Source organism: Pandoraea fibrosis, from assembly GCF_000807775.2.
Classification (GTDB): domain Bacteria; phylum Pseudomonadota; class Gammaproteobacteria; order Burkholderiales; family Burkholderiaceae; genus Pandoraea; species Pandoraea fibrosis.
Genome location: NZ_CP047385.1, coordinates 3,997,270 through 4,017,103 on the forward strand (window position 1 = coordinate 3,997,270; position 19,834 = coordinate 4,017,103).

Annotated in this window: 18 protein-coding genes and 1 tRNA gene; 9 read left to right on the forward strand and 10 right to left on the reverse strand. The window is 62.1% G+C overall.

The genetic code is table 11. The features are described 5' to 3' along the window. The first annotated feature begins 577 nt into the window (after positions 1 to 577). Positions 578 to 1,462 carry an EamA family transporter gene (locus PI93_RS17580; protein ID WP_039374734.1) on the forward strand — a complete coding sequence of 295 codons (885 nt, stop codon included), beginning with the start codon at positions 578 to 580 and terminating at the stop codon, positions 1,460 to 1,462. Here the strand turns inward: PI93_RS17580 and PI93_RS17585 are convergent. Beyond that, positions 1,431 to 1,895: a GNAT family N-acetyltransferase gene (locus tag PI93_RS17585; RefSeq protein ID WP_039374733.1), complete on the reverse strand. Its 465-nt coding sequence runs from the start codon at positions 1,893 to 1,895 to the stop codon at positions 1,431 to 1,433. The genes PI93_RS17580 and PI93_RS17585 overlap by 32 nt on opposite strands. Before the next feature lie 132 nt (positions 1,896 to 2,027). Next, a tRNA-Met gene (locus PI93_RS17590) sits at positions 2,028 to 2,104 on the reverse strand. Positions 2,105 to 2,304: 200 nt separating this feature from the next. On the opposite strand from PI93_RS17590, the gene PI93_RS17595 reads away from it, so the two are divergent. The 6 genes from PI93_RS17595 (at position 2,305) to PI93_RS17620 (ending at position 7,316) form a co-directional block, all read left to right on the forward strand. Then, positions 2,305 to 2,919: an NUDIX hydrolase gene (locus PI93_RS17595; protein ID WP_236105842.1), complete on the forward strand. Its 615-nt coding sequence runs from the start codon at positions 2,305 to 2,307 to the stop codon at positions 2,917 to 2,919. A gap of 59 nt (positions 2,920 to 2,978) precedes the next feature. Next, positions 2,979 to 3,743 carry a leucyl/phenylalanyl-tRNA--protein transferase gene (gene aat, locus PI93_RS17600; RefSeq protein ID WP_039374731.1) on the forward strand — a complete coding sequence of 255 codons (765 nt, stop codon included), beginning with the start codon at positions 2,979 to 2,981 and terminating at the stop codon, positions 3,741 to 3,743. Next, the gene (locus tag PI93_RS17605) at positions 3,740 to 4,522 is read left to right on the forward strand and encodes an arginyltransferase (protein ID WP_039374729.1); all 783 of its coding nucleotides are present in this window, start codon (positions 3,740 to 3,742) and stop codon (positions 4,520 to 4,522) included. The genes aat and PI93_RS17605 overlap by 4 nt, the downstream gene beginning before the upstream one ends. 144 nt (positions 4,523 to 4,666) lie before the next feature. Then, a complete protein-coding gene (locus PI93_RS17610; RefSeq protein ID WP_039374728.1) occupies positions 4,667 to 5,695 on the forward strand; it encodes a quinone-dependent dihydroorotate dehydrogenase in 1,029 nt (342 codons plus the stop codon). 49 nt (positions 5,696 to 5,744) lie between these two features. Further along, positions 5,745 to 6,542 carry a transporter substrate-binding domain-containing protein gene (locus tag PI93_RS17615; RefSeq protein WP_039374727.1) on the forward strand — a complete coding sequence of 266 codons (798 nt, stop codon included), beginning with the start codon at positions 5,745 to 5,747 and terminating at the stop codon, positions 6,540 to 6,542. 114 nt (positions 6,543 to 6,656) lie between these two features. After that, on the forward strand, positions 6,657 to 7,316 hold the full coding sequence (locus tag PI93_RS17620; RefSeq protein ID WP_039374725.1) for an amino acid ABC transporter permease: 660 nt from the start codon (positions 6,657 to 6,659) through the stop codon (positions 7,314 to 7,316). A gap of 124 nt (positions 7,317 to 7,440) precedes the next feature. On the opposite strand, the gene PI93_RS17625 is transcribed toward PI93_RS17620, so the two are convergent. The 3 genes from PI93_RS17625 to PI93_RS17635 form a co-directional block, all read right to left on the reverse strand. Continuing rightward, positions 7,441 to 8,850 carry a lactate utilization protein B gene (locus PI93_RS17625; RefSeq protein ID WP_039374724.1) on the reverse strand — a complete coding sequence of 470 codons (1,410 nt, stop codon included), beginning with the start codon at positions 8,848 to 8,850 and terminating at the stop codon, positions 7,441 to 7,443. 79 nt (positions 8,851 to 8,929) lie between these two features. Next, positions 8,930 to 9,655 carry a (Fe-S)-binding protein gene (locus PI93_RS17630; RefSeq protein ID WP_039374722.1) on the reverse strand — a complete coding sequence of 242 codons (726 nt, stop codon included), beginning with the start codon at positions 9,653 to 9,655 and terminating at the stop codon, positions 8,930 to 8,932. A gap of 110 nt (positions 9,656 to 9,765) precedes the next feature. Further along, positions 9,766 to 11,097: a hypothetical protein gene (locus PI93_RS17635; protein WP_144400348.1), complete on the reverse strand. Its 1,332-nt coding sequence runs from the start codon at positions 11,095 to 11,097 to the stop codon at positions 9,766 to 9,768. A gap of 274 nt (positions 11,098 to 11,371) precedes the next feature. Here PI93_RS17635 and PI93_RS17640 point away from each other — a divergent pair, with 274 nt between their 5' ends. Further along, positions 11,372 to 12,199 carry an IclR family transcriptional regulator gene (locus tag PI93_RS17640; RefSeq protein WP_039374719.1) on the forward strand — a complete coding sequence of 276 codons (828 nt, stop codon included), beginning with the start codon at positions 11,372 to 11,374 and terminating at the stop codon, positions 12,197 to 12,199. A 66-nt stretch (positions 12,200 to 12,265) separates the two neighbouring features. Here PI93_RS17640 and pbpG read toward each other — a convergent pair whose 3' ends face one another. The 4 genes from pbpG to PI93_RS17660 form a co-directional block, all read right to left on the reverse strand. Next, positions 12,266 to 13,546 carry a D-alanyl-D-alanine endopeptidase gene (gene pbpG / locus PI93_RS17645; RefSeq protein ID WP_039374718.1) on the reverse strand — a complete coding sequence of 427 codons (1,281 nt, stop codon included), beginning with the start codon at positions 13,544 to 13,546 and terminating at the stop codon, positions 12,266 to 12,268. 188 nt (positions 13,547 to 13,734) lie between these two features. After that, positions 13,735 to 14,553: a nitroreductase gene (locus PI93_RS17650; RefSeq protein WP_144400349.1), complete on the reverse strand. Its 819-nt coding sequence runs from the start codon at positions 14,551 to 14,553 to the stop codon at positions 13,735 to 13,737. Between the two features lie 45 nt (positions 14,554 to 14,598). Further along, positions 14,599 to 15,504: a DMT family transporter gene (locus tag PI93_RS17655; protein WP_052241040.1), complete on the reverse strand. Its 906-nt coding sequence runs from the start codon at positions 15,502 to 15,504 to the stop codon at positions 14,599 to 14,601. A gap of 101 nt (positions 15,505 to 15,605) precedes the next feature. Then, a complete protein-coding gene (locus PI93_RS17660) occupies positions 15,606 to 16,547 on the reverse strand; it encodes a histone deacetylase family protein (protein ID WP_039374716.1) in 942 nt (313 codons plus the stop codon). A gap of 480 nt (positions 16,548 to 17,027) precedes the next feature. Here PI93_RS17660 and PI93_RS17665 point away from each other — a divergent pair, with 480 nt between their 5' ends. After that, positions 17,028 to 17,588 carry a phasin family protein gene (locus PI93_RS17665; RefSeq protein ID WP_039374715.1) on the forward strand — a complete coding sequence of 187 codons (561 nt, stop codon included), beginning with the start codon at positions 17,028 to 17,030 and terminating at the stop codon, positions 17,586 to 17,588. Positions 17,589 to 18,044: 456 nt separating this feature from the next. Here PI93_RS17665 and lpdA read toward each other — a convergent pair whose 3' ends face one another. Then, positions 18,045 to 19,823, reverse strand: a complete 1,779-nt coding sequence (gene lpdA / locus PI93_RS17670; protein WP_039374713.1) for a dihydrolipoyl dehydrogenase — start codon at positions 19,821 to 19,823, stop codon at positions 18,045 to 18,047. Positions 19,824 to 19,834 lie beyond the last annotated feature (11 nt).

Here is a 19,834-nt window from a genome sequence, read left to right on the forward strand (position 1 = left end):
CGTAAGCCTCAATCGCAGTAACAAGAGGCTCGATGTGCAGCCTGCACCCCGAAAGTTGGATGCAAATCCAATCTTTGGGGTGTTTTTTATGGCCATCTCGCCACGGAATACACGCCACTCGCCGGCCGACGCACGCGGCTGCTCACAGCCCGGAACCGCCTCGCCTGATGCGCACCCACTCATCCACAACAGACCTCGACCACGGTACGCCCGGCAAAAAAGTGCTACATCCGTGCTACGCCGAACACCGCCATGCCCCAGAACGACCAAACGACGCGGGTTTTGCGCCCTCAAGCCATCCAATCCATCATCGGTGCGACGCTGACGCGGCGGGGAGGCAGGTTCATACAAATTCCTCGGTACGGCAAACGTCGTCTTGTTCTGACAAGACGACGTCTCTTGATCAACAAAACACAAAGTATACGTCATGCCCTTCACGCTCGCTCCGGATCAGGCAAGCCGCCTCAGCCAGGCTCTGTGAGCCTTCGCTCAGGTTTTCCGCACGACACGTCGACGCCTCAGGAGTACACTTTCGCCTTTCTCTCATTGCATTGATGCAGCACAAGGAGACGCCCGCATGGCACCGAAGGATCTGTTGCAGGCACTCATCGTCGTACTCGCCTGGGGCGTGAACTTCGTGGTCATCAAGGTCGGTCTTCATGGCGTGCCGCCCATGTTGCTGGGCGCCCTCCGATTCCTGCTCGCCGCCTTCCCTGCGATCTTCTTCGTCAAGCGTCCGCAGGTGCCATGGCGCTGGCTGATCGCCTACGGTGCAACGATTTCGTTCGGACAATTCGCGCTGTTGTTTACTGCGATGTACGTCGGCATGCCCGCCGGCCTCGCCTCGCTCGTGCTTCAGGCGCAGGCCTTCTTCACGCTGGGACTTGCCGTGCTGTGCCTCGGAGAACGCTTTCGTGCGCAGAACGTCATCGGCCTGCTCATTGCCGCAGCGGGCCTCGCCGTCATCGGCATGCACGGCGGCGGCGCAATGACACTGCTCGGGTTCGTGCTCACGCTTTGCGCGTCGCTCAGCTGGGCCACGGGCAACATCGTCACGAAAAAAATCGGCAACGTCGATCTCGTCGGCCTCGTTGTCTGGGCCAGCCTGATTCCGCCGATTCCTTTCGCCCTGCTCTCTTATTGGTTCGAAGGTCCCCAGCAAATCGCGGACTCGCTCGCACATATCTCGGCGACCTCGATCTTCGCGATCGCCTACCTCGCCTTCATTGCAACGCTCGTCGGCTACTCCCTGTGGGGCCGCCTGATGACACGCTATCCCGCGAGTCAGGTCGCACCTTTCTCACTGCTCGTGCCGATCATCGGCCTCGCTTCCGCCGCGCTACTGCTCGACGAGCAACTCGCCGGCCCGCAAATCGCAGGCGCGGCACTCGTGATGGCCGGCCTCGCAGTGAACGTCTTCGGCGCGAAGATCAAACAGCGTCTGCTGCCGGCGTCGCGCTAGCCAGTCGCATGTGCAGCAGCGGGAACGGGCGCCCCTGCCCGTCAAGCGCCGAGCGCCCTGTCACCTCGAACCCCTCGCGCCGATAAAATGCCAGCGCTTGCGGGTTTTGCTCGTTGACGTCGACACTCGTGCAATCCAGCTCGCGCACGGCATACGCCAGCAATGCCGCACCGATACCTTGTCTGCAAGCGTCGGGCGCGACGAACAACATCTCCACGTTACCCTGCGCCACGCCGAGAAAACCACGAAGGGTGCCTGCATCATCGCGAAACACACGCAACGTGACGGCCCCCAGATATTCATTGCGGATGCGCGGACGCAGCCACGCAATGTCGTCGTCGCTCAGGAAATCGTGCGTGGCGCGCACAGACGCCTCCCAAAGCGCCGTGATGGCGTCGAATTCGTTTTCGTCTGTGGTGAAGATGCCAGACATGGAAACCCGTGATTGGATATCGTGAATGTCGTGCGCCTTGCATCGGCCCGCGCGCTTATCGCGAGTGACGGCGCAGACGACGAGGCAAAACGCAAAAAGCCTGATTTCTTGTGGAAATCAGGCTTTCGAATTTGGTTGCGGGGACAGGATTTGAACCTGTGACCTTCGGGTTATGAGCCCGACGAGCTGCCAGACTGCTCCACCCCGCGTCTGAAGAATTAGATTATATGGCAATTGCCATCGCAGTGCAACATGACTGGCCGAATATTTTTCAAGCCCACGTCTGGCGACCGATGAAACATCGCGGCATGTCCCCGCAACACGGGTTATCCCGGCAGGCCGTTTGCGTCGCCGCACAGCGTGCGTCGCCGATGATACACTCGCAGCAACCATGAACCGACGTCCTCCCATCCAATTCTGTTCCGCCTGCGGCCATCCGGTCGAGTTGCGCATTCCGCCCGGCGATAATCGCGAGCGGCATGTCTGCACCCATTGCGGCACGATCCACTATCAGAACCCGCGCAACGTGCTCGGCACGGTGCCTGTATGGGGTGATCAGGTGCTGCTGTGCAAGCGCGCCATCGAGCCGCGCCTCGGCTACTGGACGCTACCCGCAGGCTTCATGGAAATCGGCGAGACGACGTCGCAGGCCGCAGCACGCGAGACGCTCGAAGAAGCCGGTGCCATCGTCGAAGTCGGCGCGCTCTTCTCGCTGCTCAACGTGCCGCATGTGAATCAGGTGCATATCTTCTATCTGGCCCAGATGCGCGAACCGCAGTTCGCTGCCGGAGAGGAAAGCCTCGAAGTCGCGCTGTTCTCGGAAGACGAAATTCCCTGGGACGAGATCGCATTCCCGACCGTCGCGAAGACCCTGCGCTTCTTCTTCGAAGATCGCCGCACAGGCGCGTTCGGCGTTCACCTCGAAGCCCTGCAGGACGCCGCGGTGCCGGGGGTACCGGTTCCGTCGCTCCCCGTCAACACGGCGCACACCGAGGACATCCTCACGCCGATGCTGCGTGTCTGAGCGCACGCGCATCGCGCCTCGCATGAAGCCGCCCGCCGCTCCGAAGCGCTAACGTCACCATGGTCGTCTGGCTCGAAGCAAACGATCCCTTCCCAGCGGTGGCCGAAGCGCTCGACGCCTCGAGCGACGCGCCCGGGCTGCTCGCGGCCGGCCTCGACCTCTCACCGCAACGTCTGCTCGCCGCGTACCGGCAAGGCATCTTCCCGTGGTACTCGCAGGGACAGCCGGTGCTCTGGTGGAGCCCCGATCCGCGCATGGTCCTGCGCCCCGAGAACTTCGTCGTCAGCCATAACTTCCGCAAATTGCTGCGCCGCGTGTTGCGCGACGACGCCTGGGAAATCCGTCTGGACGCCGACTTTGCCGCCGTCATGCAAGCGTGCGCGCAAGCCCCCCGGCGCGGCCAGGACGGCACATGGATCACCCCCGCCATCGTTGCCGCCTACCGCGCGCTGCACGACGCCGGGCTGGCCCACAGTGTGGAAACCTTCTACGAAGGCGAGCGTGTCGGCGGCCTTTACGGCGTGGCGCTCGGGCGCATGTTCTACGGCGAATCGATGTTCGCGAAGCGTACCGACGCGTCGAAAATCGCGCTCGCCGCCCTCGTCGCGTTTGCACGCACACACGCAATAGAGGTGATAGACTGCCAGCAAAGTACTGCCCATCTGGCGTCGCTCGGCGGCGGCGAAATTCCCCGCCAGGCATTTCTGGCGCACGTTCAGACGGCGGTCATGGCCCCCGCGCCGGTCTGGCGTCTGGATAAGCAGATGCTCAGCGCCCTGGCCTACGGTAACGCAGCAGACAAGGCTCACGAGGTTTTGCAGTGACCCATCCGAACGAACTGCCGCTCTCTCCTCTGTCCGCCCTTCAGTTCTACGCAACGGCGCCCTACCCCTGCAGCTATCTCGACAATCACACGGCCCGTTCGCAGGTCGCCACGCCCAGCCATCTGATCAATTCGGACGTCTATAGCGAACTCGTTCGCTCCGGATTCCGTCGCAGCGGTGTCTTCACCTACCGCCCGTACTGCGACGGTTGCCGCGCGTGCGTGCCGGTGCGCGTGCCCATCGCCCGCTTCACGCCGAACCGCACGCAGCGACGCATCTGGCGACGCCATGCCGGGCTCGCCGTCAACGTGTCGGGCCTGCATTACACCGAAGAGCACTACCAGCTCTACATGCGCTATCAATCGCGACGTCATGCGGGCGGCGGCATGGACCACGACAGCCGCGAGCAATACGAGCAATTCCTGCTGCAAAGCCGCGTGAACTCCCGCCTGGTGGAATTTCGCGAACCGCCCGGCCATCAGGGCGCAGGTACGCTGCGCATGATCAGCATGGTGGACATCCTGAGCGATGGCCTGTCGTCGGTCTACACGTTCTTCGACCCTGACGTCGAAGGCGCCTCGTATGGCACGTACAACATCCTGTGGCAGATCGAACAGGCACGCGCCCTCGGACTGCCGCACGTCTATCTCGGCTACTGGATTCAGGCGAGCCGCAAGATGGTCTACAAGGCCAATTTCCGGCCGCTACAGGGCTTGCTCGACGGCCAGTGGCAAGACATGCCGGACGCCATGCTCGACGCTGCTGGCCAGCAACCCTGACACACCGTGCCGGCAGTGCGCATCGCGCTCATTCGCCCCCCATTACCGCGCAAAACAAGAGTACGCAGAGCGTAGAAAAAGACGCGCTCTGCGACCGGGATACCGGTAAAATGGCGACTTTCCGATTCTGCCGAACCTGACATCGTGCTTGCGCCCCTCTATCCCCTGGCCCGTCGCGCCCTGTTCTGTCTCGATGCCGAGCAAGCCCACCATCTGACGCTGGCCACGCTGCGTGGCGCCGCGTCGCTCGGACTGGCCGGCCTTGTAGGCCAGACGCTGCCGGAAGATCCGCGCACGGTCATGGGCATCCGCTTCCCGAATCCCGTCGGTCTTGCTGCTGGCCTCGACAAGGACGGCAGTTGCATCGACGGCCTCGCCGCGCTCGGTTTCGGTTTCGTGGAAGTGGGTACGGTCACGCCGCGCCCGCAGCCCGGCAACCCGAAGCCGCGCATTTTCCGTCTGCCGCAAGCCGAAGCGATCATCAATCGTATGGGCTTCAACAACGGCGGCGTCGAACAGTTTCTACAGAACGTGCAGTCGGCCCGCTACAAGGGTCCGCTGGGCCTGAACATCGGCAAGAACGCCGACACGCCGATCGAGCGCGCCGTCGACGACTACCTCATCTGCCTCGAGAAGGTCTATCCGTACGCCACGTATGTGACGGTCAACATCTCGTCGCCGAACACCAAGAATTTGCGCCAATTGCAAGGCGGCGACGAACTGGACGCCCTGCTCGGCAAGCTCAAGGACAAACAGCGCGAACTGTCCGATCGCCATGGCAAGTACGTGCCGATTGCACTGAAGATCGCGCCGGATCTCGACGACGAACAGATCAAGGTCATCGCCGGCACGCTGACGCGTCACGGCTTCGACGGCGTGATCGCCACCAACACCACGCTCTCGCGCGAAGCGGTCGCCGGTCTGCCATACGCCAACGAGACGGGTGGCCTGTCGGGACGGCCGGTGTTCGACGCGTCGAATCGCGTGATTCGCGCACTCGCCACCGAACTGGGCGGTGCGTTGCCGATCATCGGCGTTGGCGGCATTCTGTCGGGCGCCGACGCACAGGCAAAGCTCGATGCCGGGGCGAGCCTCGTTCAGGTCTACAGCGGGCTGATTTACCGCGGCCCCGAGCTGGTGCGAGAATGCGTGCAAGCGCTGCGTGCGGCCTGACCGGCTGAACGTCGCCCCCCTTCATCTGCTTCAGGGAGACTTCCTCATCATGAAAGCCTGGCTCAAGACGCTGTGCCTCGTACCGCTGACCGCCGCCGCACTCATGGGCACCTCGCCCGCCCGTGCGGCCGATCTGCTCGACTCCGTGAAGTCCGCCGGCGTGCTGAAAATCGGTATTGAAGGCACCTACCCGCCGTTCAACTATCGCGGCACCGACGGTCAACTCGACGGCTTCGATGTCGACGTCGCCAAGGCAGTGGCCGAGCGTCTCGGCGTGAAGCCCATGTTCGTGACGACGGAATGGAGTGGCATCATCGGTGGCCTCGTGGCCGGCAAGTTCGACGTCATCGTCAATCAGGTCGCCATCACGGACGAGCGCAAGAAGTCGCTCGACTTCAGCCAGCCGTACACCTACTCTGCCGCACAGCTCATTCAGCGCAAGGACGACAAGCGCGAATTCAGCTCGCTCGACGCGCTCAAGGGCCACAAGCTCGGCGTGAGTCTGGGCAGCAACTACGACAAGCTTGCAAAGGCAGTGCCCGGTATCGACGTGCGTACCTACCCGGGCGCACCCGAGTATTTGCGTGATCTGGCCGCAGGTCGCGTCGACGCCGCGCTCAACGATCGTCTGATGCTGGCGTACCTGATCAAGACGTCGAACCTGCCGCTGCGTCCGGGCGCGGTGCTGCAAAGCACCAACCAATCGGTCGGCATCCCGTTCCGCAAGGGCAATCCGAAGTTTGCGAAGGCCATCGACGATGCGCTCGCGAGCATGAAGCAGGATGGTTCGCTCGCCAAGCTTGCGGAAAAGTGGTTTGGTGAGGACGTGTCCAAGCCGGCGAAGTAATACGCAAGCCGCGCAGCGACACCTTTCGGTCGCCCCACGGCCGGCACTCCGCCAACGACGCGAGTGCCGGCCGTCGTCTTTCCGGCTCACGATTCACCACCAGAAATCCCCCCCATGAATCCATTCGAACTCGCCGCCCAATCCATGCCGGTGCTGTTGCAAGGCACGGTGCTCACGATCAAGTTCGCATTGATGTCGATGGTGTTCGGCCTGGCGATCGGCGTCATCGTGGCGATCATGGGCATCGGCAAAATCCGCGTGCTGCGCGGCATTGCCCGCGCCTATGTCAGCGTGATGCGCGGCACGCCGCTGCTCGTGCAGATCTTCGTGATCTACTACGGCCTGCCGGGCATCGGCATCTCGCTCGATCCGACACCGGCGGGTGTCCTCACCCTCAGCCTGAATGTGGGTGCGTACCTGTCGGAGAGCATGCGCGGCGCGCTTGAAGGCATGCCCCGCGGCCAATGGCTGGCGGCGTACAGTCTGGGCCTGTCGTACTGGCAGACGCTGCGCTACATCATCGCGCCGCAAGCGCTGCGTATCGCCGTACCGAGCCTTGGCAACAGCCTCATCAGCCTGATCAAGGACACATCGCTGGTCTCGGTCATCACCGTGACGGAATTGTTGCGCTCCGCGCAGGAGGTGATTGCATCGACGTATCAGCCCCTGCCGCTCTATCTCGCATGCGCTGCCATCTACTGGGTGCTGTCGACCGGATTGTCGGCGTTACAGAGACGCATTGAAAAACGGCTCGCGTTGCCAGCCCGAAGCTGAGTCTCGCGCAGACAAAAAAAGCCGGCGCCACGGTTGCCTGTCAAGGACACTCGGGGCCCGGCTTTTTGTTGCCGATGCATTGACGCTGCGTCAATGACACCGGCGATACCTCATCACACTACGCTCATCGCGGCGCGCGACGCTCGCGATACATCGCACGGAACGTCTTGCCGCTCGGTGCCGGCATTTCCCGGGTGTCGGTCCACCCACCGCCGAAGGGCAGCTTCGAAATGCTGCCGCGATCACGCCCCATTCTTCGCAACGCCCACGAGCCCAGCCCCGAGAGCGCGGCATAGAGACGCGGCCGACGTGCAGCAAAAGCCCACGCGGCGAGCGCCGCCCGCTCCTGCCATGGGCGCAGACCACGATCGACCTGACGCTCGCGCAACTTGCGCAGGAGATCGGAAATCGGAATGCCCACCGGACAAACGCGATTGCACTCACCGCACAGCGTGGCCGCCTGCGGCAGATCGAGCGTCTTCTCAAGCCCGACGTAACTCGGTGTGAGCACCGATCCCATCGGCCCCGGATACACCCAACCGTAGGCATGCCCGCCGATCTTCTGATAGACCGGGCAGTGGTTCATGCATGCGCCACAGCGAATGCAGCGCAGCATCTCCTGAAACGCGCCGCCGATCAGGCCCGAGCGGCCACCGTCGACCAGCACGAAGTACATGTGGTCGGGGCCATCGACTTCGCCCTCGGCACGCGTGCCGGTCAACAGCGAGAAATAGTTCGACGTGCCCTGCCCGGTTGCCGAGCGCGGCAGCAGACGCATCGCCGTCGCCAGATCCTCGAGCGTCGGCAGCACCTTCTCGATGCCCGTCACCGCCACATGCACGCGCGGCATGATCGTGCACATCCCTTCGTTGCCTTCATTCGTGACCACGGCGACGGAGCCGGTTTCTGCCACCAGGAAGTTTCCGCCGGTCACCCCCATGTCGGCAGACAGGAACTGCGGACGCAGCATCTCGCGCGCTTCACGCGTCATCGCGGGAATTTCGGTCAGACGCGGCTTGTGGTGAACGCGCGCGAACAGGTCGGCGACTTCGTCCTTATCCTTGTGCACCACTGGCGCAATGATGTGCGACGGCGGCTCGTTGTCGTTGATCTGAAGAATGTACTCGCCCAGATCGGTCTCGACCGACTGCACCCCCATGTCGGCGAGCACCTTGTTGAGCTGCAACTCTTCCGTGACCATCGACTTCGACTTGATCACCTTCTTCACGTCGTGTTTGCGGGCGATCTCCGCGATCAGACGCGCCGCGTCCTGCGTCGATTCGGCGAACAGCACAGTCGCGCCACGCCGGGTGGCTTCACGCTCGAAGATTTCGAGCCAGACATCGAGCGTTTCGAGCCCGCGATTGCGACGCTCTTTGAGCGCCTCGCGCGTCGCCTCGAAATCGATCTCCTCGATGGCGCTCGCGCGTGCCGTCACGAACTTGGTCGAGAGCTTCTTGAGATTGGCTTGCAGACGCTGGTCGGCGAGCTTTTGCCCGGCGCGCGCCTTGAATTGCATCGATTGAACTTGCATCGCGACTCACGAGAGGTGATGACCGCCGACACGCGCTACCGCGCGCACGGGCGTGATTGTCGGGAGGACTGCGGCGAACTCACGCATCGCCGGCGAGCACCTGCGCGATGTGCAATACGCGCGTCTTCGTGTCCCCGGTGCGGCGCAGACGCCCCTCGATGTTGAGCATGCACCCGAGGTCGCCAAGCACGACGGCGGGCGCACCGCTCGCCGCAATGTTGGCGCACTTCTCGTCGACGATGGCGGTCGAGATATTGCCGTACTTGAGCGCGAACGTGCCGCCAAAGCCACAGCAAGCCTGACAGTCCTTCATCTCCGTCATCTTCACGCCAGGCATTTTCGCGAGCAATGCGCGCGGTTGCGTCTTCACGCCAAGCTCGCGCAGCCCCGAACAGGCATCGTGATAAGTGACTTCACCGTTGTAGTCGCCGGGCACCGCATCGACGTGCAGCACGTTGACGAGAAAATCGGTCAGCTCGAACACGCGCGGACGCAGCCGTTCAAAACGCCCCATCAGTTCCGGGTCGTCGGCGAAGAGATCGCCGTAATGCGCCTTGACCATGCCGCCGCACGATCCCGACGGCACAACGACATAGTCGAACGATTCGAATTCGTCGAGGAATTTCTGGGCGAGATCACGGGCGATGGCCCGTTCGCCGGAGTTGTAGCCAGGCTGGCCGCAACAGGTCTGGGAATCGGGAATCACGACCTCGCAGCCGGCTGTCTCGAGCAGCTTGAGCGTCGAGAAACCAATCTCCGGACGCATCATGTCGATCAGACACGTGACAAAGAGTCCGACGCGCATTGTGGGAATCCTCTATTCGGGAATAATGCGCCATTATAAGTCGCTGGGCCGGACCGGCCCAGCGTGGATTCCCGCATATCGCGCCGAGGCGTGCAAAGGCTCGCTACCGATCAGGCCCTGCGTGCGCCAGCGTGTGTGTATGGGCTCCAGGAATTGGCGCGCTCGGGCGTCGGACGACTGTCGTTCGGTGCTTCACCGGTCGGAAATCGCGAGAGCGCCACCATGGTAGAACGCGTTGACGCAGCTTCTTGCAAACGCGACAAACGCTGCAGATCCCGCCTGAAATCCTCAAGCTTGCGGTCCATACTACTGAAACCCGCCGCCAGTGTCGCGTTCATGCCACTTTCCAGGGTGTCGATGCGCTGGTCCACTGCCACAAACCGTTGGTCCATATTGTCCCGCAATGAGTCCATGCGGGAGACGACACCATTGAGCTGTTCCGCCATCGCACTGACCTGACCGGTGAGACCGCTTGACTGAGACCTCAGGTCGGTCAGCATTTCCCACACCCGATCTTCACGCGCCAGCGCCGCACGCTGGTCACTGATATACAGACTCGTTTTCATCGTTGCCCCCTCCGTTTCAATAAATTGCTTGGTATTCGCCAACAGACTCTCCACCGACTTCCACCCACGCTCTCGGTCAAACCCGCGAATGCTTCCCAAACTGACGATGCGAATCACCATCGCCAAAACCACCGCGGCGACGGCAAGCGTGCCGCTCGAGGCAATCAGTCCCGCGATCGCAATGCCACCCGCGATGCAATACAAGACCCCCGAGAGGGCAAAGCGCTTGCCGAAATGCTTCCTCTCCGGCCAGACCTCCTTGGACCCACGCCGGATGGTCTCGCGCGCGGCGTCCAGACATTGCTCGACGTCGGCCAGAACATCCAGGCAATCGGCGCCGATCTTCGCGTACTCGGCCCGCTCCCGCTCGATGTCCTCGAAGGTCGCACTCGCGAGCGCCATCGAGCGCGCGGTCATCTCGCCACATTTGCTCAGGATCTCCTCCTCCCGGCGCAGCGCCTCCCCCAATTGCCCGAGGATCATCGAAAACCGCCGCGCGGACGGCGTGAGACGATCCATATCGCGGTCATGCACCTGCTCCCCAACCAGGGCGTACAGGTCATGACGATGCGGGTTGGACGGGTAACGGTAGAACCCGTCCCAAAGCCCACCGCCCCAGTAGCCTGAGGTTGCCTTTCTGTACGTCGAAAAAAATGCGCTCTCCAGCTTGGTGATCGACTCGTTGCTCAATCCCAACTGCGCCTTTGTATTCGCGATCCGCTGAAACTGTCGGACGATCTCCGCGTGCTTGTCGGCGATCGATAGGCCACTTGTGACGGCCTTTCGTTTCAGTTTGCACGTCTCCTGCGGCCATGACGCCGCCGGCGCATAAACATACCCATACATTCCCAGCGCCTCCTTGATGGTGCCGGCCACATCTTCCGATCCGACCGGACACCGAATTAAATGGCAAGGCAATGGTAGGCGGGCGAGCGAAAGACCACTTTCGGTTTCGGTCAGCGGTTACTGCGGCAACGACGCACTCCCGTGGCACGCCCGTCACGGCTCGCCGGACCCATTAAGCGCTTAGGCCATTGATCTCGGCGGCGCATCGGCGGGCCGACTTTTCGCATAACTCCTCTATGCGAAGCCTGCGAATTTTTCACAATATGATATAGAATCAAGCCTATACGAAACTCGGCCCTACCCCATGAAAGACGAAAGCAGTCAAGGCGCAGAGTCGCGCACGTCCATTCAGGTGATCGAGCGCATGATGCGTCTGCTCGATGCACTTGCCGGCCATGCCGACCCCGTCAGTCTCAAGGAATTGGCGCACGCCACCGAACTTCATCCGTCGACCGCTCACCGCATCCTGAACGACATGGTGGCGTGCCGTTTTGTCGATCGCTGTGACCCGGGTACGTATCGCCTCGGCATGCGTCTGCTCGAACTCGGCAATCTGGTCAAAGCGCGGCTGTCGGTGCGCGACGCCGCTCTCTCGCCGATGCGCGGCCTGCACCGCATCACCGGACAAACGGTCAATCTATCGGTACGTCAGGGCGATGAGATCGTCTACATCGAACGCGCCTACAGCGAGCGCTCGGGCATGCAGGTGGTACGCGCCATCGGCGGTCATGCGCCCTTGCATCTCACGTCGGTCGGCAAGCTCTTCCTCGCCGCCGACGAAGCTGCGCGCGTGCGCGCCTACGCGACGCGCACGGGTCTGTCGGGACATACGCGCAACAGCATCACCGATCTGCAAAAACTCGAACGCGAGTTGAATCACGTGCGCAAATCGGGCTATGCGCGCGATAACGAAGAACTCGAGCTGGGCGTGCGATGCATTGCGGCGGGGATTTACGACGATAGCGGCAAGCTCGTTGCAGGGCTCTCCCTTTCTGCGCCCGCCGATCGCTTGCAGGATGCATGGCTCGTCAATCTGAACGAGACCGCGTTACTCATTTCAGCGTCGCTCGGCTTTCACTCGCCGAACCCCGACGCGGGGGGCAGCCCCTCGCAGATCGCTACGGCCGAGTAAATCGAGACACCGTGAAACAAAAAGGCGCTCCCGAGGGAGCGCCTTTTGCATGGCCGTCGATGCGTCTTACAGCGCGTGTTCGTTGTTGGTCGCGACCTGTGCCGTCGGCGTCGTGCCCGCCGTGCGTTGCGGCGTAACACCACCGCCTTCGAGCAGCCACTTGCGAACGCGCGTCGCGTCGGCAAAGCGCGAATACTTGCCGGTCGAATCGAGCAGAATCATGATCACCGGACGCCCCTCAACGTTGGCCTGCATCACGAGACACTGACCCGCTTCGTTGATGTAGCCCGTCTTCTGCAAGCCGATTTCCCAGCCCGGGTGACCGATCAGGTGATTCGTGCTGACGTAGTGCAATTCACGACGGCCAGTGTTGACGTCGTAGTTGGAATCCGTCGAGAAGCGGCGAATCATCGGATACTGATAAGCGGCCTTGACCATCTTCACGAGATCGCGCGCGCTCGACACGTTCTGGCTCGACAGCCCGGTCGGATCGTTGAAATGCGTGTCGTTCATGCCGAGTTGCTTCGCCTTGCGGTTCATCGCCGCCAGGAAGGCGGGACGGCCGCCCGGGAAGTAACGCGACAGCGCAGCCGCCGCACGATTCTCCGACGACATCAGCGCAATATGCAGCATGTCTTCGCGCGACAGGCGCGACCCCACCGACAGGCGCGAGCCCGTTCCCTTTTCGTAATCGCGATCTTCATCCGTCACTTCCATGACGTCCGTCATCGGGATGCCAGCATCGAGCGAGACCATCGCCGTCATCAGCTTCGAGATCGAGGCGATCGGCAGCACCGCTTGCGAGTTCTTGTCGAACAGCGATTCGCCGGTGCGCTCGTCGATCACGTAAGCGACCGAGGAACGCAGTGCGAGGGCGTCAGGCGTTTCATGCAGACCGAACGCCCGGCCCGTCGACAGACGCTCCGGTGCCTGCGGCGCAAAGTTGACAGTGCGATACGACGTGACGACACGACGCTTGCCGTTCTTGTAGACGACACGCTTGACAGCGACGCGCTTGGCAGCGGGTCCGTCGTCGTCGACGGTGGCCAGCTTGCGCGCCTTACCACCGGCCTTCACGCTCTTGGTATCGCGAGCGGCGGTCGTGGCAACGGCACGTTTGGCACCGGCTTTGGAAGTTGATTTAGCCGTGACGGCGGATGCCGTCGCTTTGGGATTGGCACATGCGCGCTTCTGGGCAGCAGTCTTGGCCGTCTTGGGCGAGCATTCGCTCGTCTTACCAGCGGCGTAAGTCACTGCGGGGGCACCGGCGGCGAGCGAAATCGCCACGACGGCAGCCCCCCAGAGGCGGGAGCGGCACAGACGCGCAAGAGTCGTGATCGCGAACATAAATTGGGGGTAGCGTGAGGTTGGCAGGCAACGAGGTTGGGAGAAGTTTAGTAACTTCCGAAAAAATAAGCAATATGAATGACTTAGCTGAAATACTTAAACCGGCATCTGGCAGTTTTGTGCAGCGCAACGCGGAAAATTACACAATCGCCACAAATTGCAAAATTACGCCAACCTCTTGATATACGTTAATTCAAAAAATGCGCCCACTCATTCAGGGGCGCACGCTCGGTAACGAGCCCGTTTTCGACCGCGTTCGGATCGGCATAACCCAATGCCATGCCGCACACGACCATCCGTGTCTCGGGCAATCGAAGTTCCGCAGCAATCACCCGATGGAACGTGGCAAACGCCGCCTGCGGACAGGTATCGAGCCCGCGTGCCCGCGCCGCGACCATCACGCTTTGCAGGAACATGCCGTAGTCCAGCCAGCTCCCCTGCTCCAGATGCCGATCGATCGTAAAGATCAAACCGACCGGCGCATCGAAAAACGTGAAGTTTCGTGCGTGCTGCCCGTGCATGCGCTCCTTGTCGGCGCGCCCGATACCCAGCAACCCATACAGATCCCAACCCACCTTGCGACGCCGCGCCTGATAAGGCTCGCTCCACTCGCGCGGGTAGTACGCGTACTCTTCCTGATGCATCAAGCGCTGTGCCGGATCGTTGAACGCATCCAGGAGTCGCGACGTGAGGGACTTCAACGCTTCCCCCGTCAGCACATAGGTCTGCCACGGCTGGATGTTGCTGCCCGATGGCGCACGCGACGCCACCGAAAGAATGTCCGCCACGCAAGCTTGCGGCACCGGCGTTGGCAGGTAGGCCCGAATCGAGCGCCGGCTGCGAATCGCCTCGTCAACATATTCCACGCGCAACCCGGCGTTATCGTTGACAGCCGGTCGATAAGGACTTTCCCCAGCGGTGGGTTGCGGCGTGGGTACGCCGGATGTCGCAGCGTTGTCGCTTTGTGCGGGTTGTGCGGCTTGCGCACGCGGATGTTCGGTTTTCATGGACATTGGCTCGCGGCAATCGATGAAAGGAAAGGCGTGCCGAGATCAGGACACCGGCGCAGCAGGTGCCGCGCGCCGTTCGATCACAAGGGCAACACCCAGGGCCGCCACGACCATGCCAGCTGCACTCAGCGGAGACAGCGTCTCGCCGAACAGCAGCCAGGCCATGACGGCAGTGGTCGGGGGCGTCAGATACATGAGGCTGGACACCTTGGTCGCAGCCCCATGACGAATCAGCAGGAACAGCAAGGAAATCGCACCGATCGAGAGCGCCAGCACCGACCAGGCGAGTGCGCCCAACATTTCGGCGTTCCAGCGCACTTGCATCGTTTCAAGCGCCCATGCCGCGGGCAGCGTTACCGCGAAAGCGGCACCGAACTGTACGAGCGTCCCCACGCGTAAGTCGAAATGCGCGCAGAAGCGTTTTTGATAGAGCGTGCCCGCCGTGATGGCCAACAGACTCAGGACGCACAACGCCACCGCCCCGGCCCCGATGCCGCGAACTCCCACTTTGTTGGCGACGACCAGCCCGACGCCAACGAACCCGCACAGCAGGCCGAGCCATTGACGACGCGAAACCGGCTCACCGACGACACGCGCGAAGAGTGCCGTCAGCAATGGCTGGATGCCGACGATCAGCGCCGCCAGCCCCGCCGGCGCACCCTGTTTGATCGCCGCCCATACGCCGCCGAGATACACCGCCTGAATCAGGATGCCCGACACCGCGAGGTGGGCGATGAGTGGCCAGTCGATTCGACGCGCGGCGTCGTGCACGCCATCGCTCGCGCCTCGAACGGGCCAGGGCGTACCCGTGAGCAACGCGACGGGCAGCATGACCAGCAATGTGCCGCCGAAACGCCATGCCAGAAAAGTCAGCGGTTCGGCATTCGGCATGCCGTACTTGGCTACGATAAAGCCGGTACTCCAGATGAGCACGAACCACCATGGCATGGTCGCGCTCCAGATACCAAGGCGCGGCGCATTTGCCACGACGGGCGCGCTGGCCGAATGCGAGGGATGCTGCGATGTTGTCGATGTTGTCTGACGCTCACTCATACGAGAACACCGCCCGCTGGCGCGCGATAGGCACGACGGCTTACACGCTGGAATTGGCTGGCCAAACGGATCGTGGCGAAATGCGCGGCGACGGTCTGGGCGATGTCGCGGCCATAGCCGCCGGCCATTGCAATCGCCACCGGCAGTCCGCGCTCTGCGCATGCCGTCAGTACGCGTCGGTCGCGCGCGAGGAGTCCGTCGTGCGTGAGGGCAAGCCGGCCGAGCCGGTCGTTTTCCAAGGGATCGGCCCCTGCGAGATAAATCACGATCGAGGGCGTGAACTGTGCGAACAAATCGGTGAGCGCATGGCCCAGTGCAACGAGGTACTCGTCGTCGCCACATCCGTCCGGCAGCGCCACATCGAGATCGCCGTTCGCTTTATGAAACGGATAATTATGTTCACCGTGCAACGACAGCGTGAAAACGCTCGGGTCATGCTCGAAAATAGCTGCCGTGCCGTTGCCCTGATGCACGTCGAGATCGATGACGGCAACGCGCGTACCCGGACCAAGCTCGGCCTGCATCGTGCGGGCAGCGACGGCGGCGTCGTTGAACACACAGAATCCTTCGCCGCGATCGGCATACGCATGGTGAGTGCCGCCGGCAAGATTCACCGCTACGCCATCGTGAAGCGCGGCGCGGCAGGCGGCTACCGTCGCTCCGGCAGACCGGCGCGAGCGCTCGACCATCTGCGCAGACCAGGGAAAGCCGATATCTCGCTGCTCTTTCGGATTCAGCTCACCAGCGCTCACGCGCGCAACGTAGGCCAACGAGTGCGCACGCCCGAGCATCACGTCGTCGGCGGGCAGCGCCTCGGCGAGTGAGATATCCGGCAACTCACTCGCAACACGCTCGCGAAGACGGGAATACTTCTCCATGGGGAACCGGTGCCCGGGCGGCAGCGGCAGAACGAAATGGTCGCTGTAAAACGCTTGCATCGACGCGAATGGCCGGCAGGTGCGGCACGCAAAAAGGCGTTGAACGACATCGGCACGGGCGGACAGGCCACGCGCGGCACCCCTGAAAAGGGATTGTTATCTTGCACGCGTCACCGTCCCGCCAGTGCCGGAACCTGTCGATAGTACCATCGCCAGACATGGTGCGCCGGGCGCCAAAGCGGTGCAAAGCCGCACCAATCAAGGCTTTCCGGGTAACAACAGGATTTCGCCGCAACGCGGTGTCACCTCTCTTTCACGGGATCCCAAACACTTGATTTGTAAGCCTTTGTTGAATTTGTGCGATGCACAAAAAAGACTTGACACTGACAAAAATATCTCTACACTTGCAATTGTGCGATGCACAAAAGAGATCGCACCCATTGAGAGGCCCCAACCGTGTTTTCACCGCCATAAGGTGAGAACCAACCAGCGAACACGGAGTGGGTCGATACGTTGTGTTTGACACCATAGGAGAACGCCATGTCGTTTCTGACCCCCGAGCAACTCGCTGCTGCCCACAAAGCCAACCTTGAAACCCTGTTTGGCCTGACCAACAAAGCCTTCGAAGGCGTTGAAAAGCTGGTCGAGCTGAACCTGCAAGCCGTCAAGGCATCGCTGGCCGAATCGGCTTCGACCGCGCAAAAGGCTTTCGCTGTGAAGGACGCACAAGAGCTGCTCGCACTGCAAGCCAACCTCGTTCAGCCGGCTGCCGAAAAGGCACTCGCGTATGGCCGTCACCTGTATGAAATCGCCTCGTCGACGCAAGCCGAAGTGACCAAGGTGGCTGAAGCCCAACTGGCTGAAGGCTCGCACAACGTGCAAGCGCTGTTCGACAACCTGGCCAAGAACGCCCCGGCCGGTTCCGAGTCGGCCGTTGCACTCGCCAAGTCGGCCCTGTCGGCTGCCAACAGCGCGTTTGACAGCGTGCAGAAGGCAACCAAGCAAGCCGTTGAAATCGCTGAGACGAACTTCGCTGCTGCGACCAACGTCGCCTCGAAGGCTGCGGCTCAGGCTTCGCGTGCTGCCAGCGCCAAGAAGTAATCGATAGCGCTTTGATAGCGCTGTCACGAGGGACGCTTGAGATTCTGGCGTTGCGTCGCAAATCGATGTAACGACAACCCGTTGTCTCCTCGGTACCGCAGGTACCTTTCGAACCCGGCTTCACGCCGGGTTTTTCTTTTTCTGAATCGGTTCTCGCGTTGCCCCTTACGCGCTTTCCTGCACGATGAGCTTGGCCGAACGTCCAACGCGACGCTCATGGCAGACGTGCAGTTACACCAGCCCCACGTTTCGACACGTTTCCTGCAGAATTTGCATCCATAAAAAAACCGCCACCCCTTAGCAGGATGGCGGCCTCTTTTCGTTCAATGCCGTAACGCTGTTACGCTGTTACGCTGTTACGCTGTTACGCAGCGACTTCTAACGTATCCGGCCACGCGTTGGTGGTCGACACCGGCATCGAAAATACGCGATGCCAAGCGTCGAGGTGGGCGTGTGCTACTTCTTGCGAGCCGGCGGTACGTCGGTGCAAACCCCTTCGTAAATCTCCGCGGCCATGCCGATCGATTCGGCCAGCGTCGGGTGCGGATGAATCGTCTTGCCGATGTCGACAGCGTCTGCGCCCATTTCGACGGCCAGACACAATTCACCGATCAGATCCCCGGCATGGGTACCGACGATCGCGCCGCCAACGATGCGATGCGTCTCCTCGTCGAACAGCAGCTTGGTGAAGCCTTCGTCACGGCCATTGGCAATCGCACGGCCCGAGGCGGCCCACGGGAACACTGCCTTGCCGTACTTCACGCCTTCCGCCTTCAGTTGGTCTTCCGTCTTGCCAGCCCAGGCCACTTCCGGATCGGTGTAGGCCACCGACGGAATCTGGATCGCATCGAAGTACGCCTTCTCGCCTGCGGCCGCTTCGGCGGCAACGTGCGCTTCGTGCACGGCCTTGTGGGCAAGCATCGGCTGTCCCACGATATCGCCGATCGCGAAGATGTTCGGCACGTTGGTGCGCATTTGCTTGTCGACGGAGATGAACCCGCGATCGCCCACCGACACGCCGGCGCGCTCGGCACCGATCTTCTTCCCGTTCGGGCTACGGCCCACAGCGACGAGCACCAGATCGTAGCGTTGCGGCTCGGCCGGCGCGGCCTCGCCCTCGAACTTCACATAGATGCCATCTGGCTTGGCCTCGGCACCCACCGTCTTGGTCTTGAGCATGACGCGGCCAAAACGCTTCGCGTTCATCTTTTCCCAGACCTTGACCAGATCGCGATCCGCACCTTGCATCAGGCCATCGAGCATTTCCACGACGTCGATCTCGGTCCCCAGGGCACTATAGACCGTCGCCATTTCGAGGCCGATGATGCCGCCACCGATGACCAGCATCTTCTTCGGCAGTTGACGCAGTTCGAGTGCGCCGGTCGAGTCGACGATGCGCGGATCTTCCGGCAGGAACGGCAGCTTCACTGCTTGTGAACCCGCAGCGATGATCGCTTGTGCAAACTTCACCGTGCGCTTGCTGCCGTCTTCGGCCACGACTTCGATGTGATTCGGATCGAGGAACGTGCCCACGCCGCGCACGACTTCCACTTTGCGCATCTTGGCCATGCCGGCCAGACCGCCCGTGAGCTTGCCAACGACGCTTTCCTTGTAGGCACGCAGCTTGTCGAGATCGACTTCCGGCTTGCCGAACGAGATACCGTGATGGCCCAGCGATTGCGCCTCTTCGAGGACTGCCGCCGTGTGGAGCAATGCCTTCGAGGGGATGCAACCCACGTTCAGGCAAACGCCGCCAAGCGTTGCGTAGCGCTCGACGAGGACCGTCTTGCGACCCATGTCGGCACTGCGGAAAGCCGCGGAGTATCCGCCCGGACCGGCACCCAGCACGAGCACATCGCACTCGGTGTCTGCGCCACCACTGTGCTTGGCAACGGCCGGCGCCGGGGCGCTCGGTTGCGCTGCGGGAGCGGCCGCAGGTGCTGAAGGGGCGGCCGGCGCGGGCGCAGCCGCGGGGGTTGCCGACTTGCCGGCACCCGCGTCATCGGCTTCGATAAGCGCGATCAGTGTGCCTTGGCTGGCCTTGTCGCCCACCTTGATTTTCACTTCCTTGACCGTGCCCGACACTTCGGACGGCACTTCCATGGAAGCCTTGTCGGACTCCAGCGTGATGAGCGACGCTTCCTTGGCGATCTTGTCGCCGGGCTTGATCATCACTTCGATGACATCCACGCCCTCTGCGCCGATGTCCGGCACTTTGACTTCGATGAGACTCATGCGGGGTCTCC